General features: G+C 61.2%; 1 protein-coding gene. It reads right to left on the minus strand.

Features of this window, described 5'->3' with window-relative positions; genetic code table 11:
* Positions 1-114: 114 nt before the first annotated feature.
* The gene (locus AC5P09_RS51935; protein ID WP_332425610.1) at positions 115-768 is read right to left on the minus strand and encodes a hypothetical protein; all 654 of its coding nucleotides are present in this window, start codon (positions 766-768) and stop codon (positions 115-117) included.
* Between the last annotated feature and the right edge of the window lie 243 nt (positions 769-1,011).

Below are 1,011 nucleotides of genomic sequence, written 5' to 3' on the forward strand. Positions count from 1 at the left end.
CCTGCACAGCCTCAGTCCACAGCACGAAAACGGTCCACCGACTCCGTCGGCGGACCGTCACGAAACTTCGAGGCTAGGCATGCGCGATACCCATATACACAAAAGTCGTGTACTTCACGGGCGTTCAGGGCGTGGCTCCTCGCCCGGATCAGTCTGAACGAATACGTCTCGTGACGAAATGGTCATGGTCTTCTCGCTCGGAAGTCCGGTGTGAGCGTCAACTACGCTGACGAAGTATCCGCTTGGGGGGCCTGCGCTAACTGTCTGTGTATCCGAGTCGAGGCTCCACAGAGGTGATTCCACGGTTCCGGCAAGTGATTCAGTGCCCGACCGGAACCGTATGGCGGCACCTAGAGCGTAACCACCGCCAGCAGCCGTCAGCGCCAGATCGATGGCGGCAGTCATGGGTTGCAGGCTTGCGAAGCGCCGGGTCTCAATCGTGCCTGTGGCTGGTCCATCCGGGCGCTCCTTCACGTGTGCGTCGATGAACTCCACAGCGTGCCAGGCGCGAAGTACCGGGTCTTCGTCTGCGGTCGCATCCTTGGTGGCGCTCCGGATCAGTAGTTTCCTGAGAAGTTCGGCGGACTCGTCGTTCTCCTCGATGGAGATCGGTGATCCGCGGCGCACTCCGTGCCCCAAGCGCTGCAAGCAAGCACACAGCCAGCCTTCAAGGGCATCCGGGCTTGCCGACTGGGATATTCGGAAACGCAAATGTCGAAGTCCGATGTCCCCGGGATCGAGCGCGGTGCTTCCGGCGATCGCGTACACCAGCAGAGACCACCGGTCTTCGACTGTTGAGGGTGTCGACTTGGGAGCCGGCCCAGGCTGAGTTCCGTAGGGAGCAGCAGCGCAAAGGGCCATCAATTGGCGAGAGCGACTCTCCGAGGCCTTCCATTTTTCGTTCAACATGGACGGTAGGCTACAACTCGGGGGCAATGAGCTGTTCCCAGTAACCGTCGGCCACCGTCCGTGAGCGAGCGGCGTGTCGTGCGGTCCGTGGTATCCCCAAGT

This window comes from Streptomyces sp. a15 (assembly GCF_059026085.1).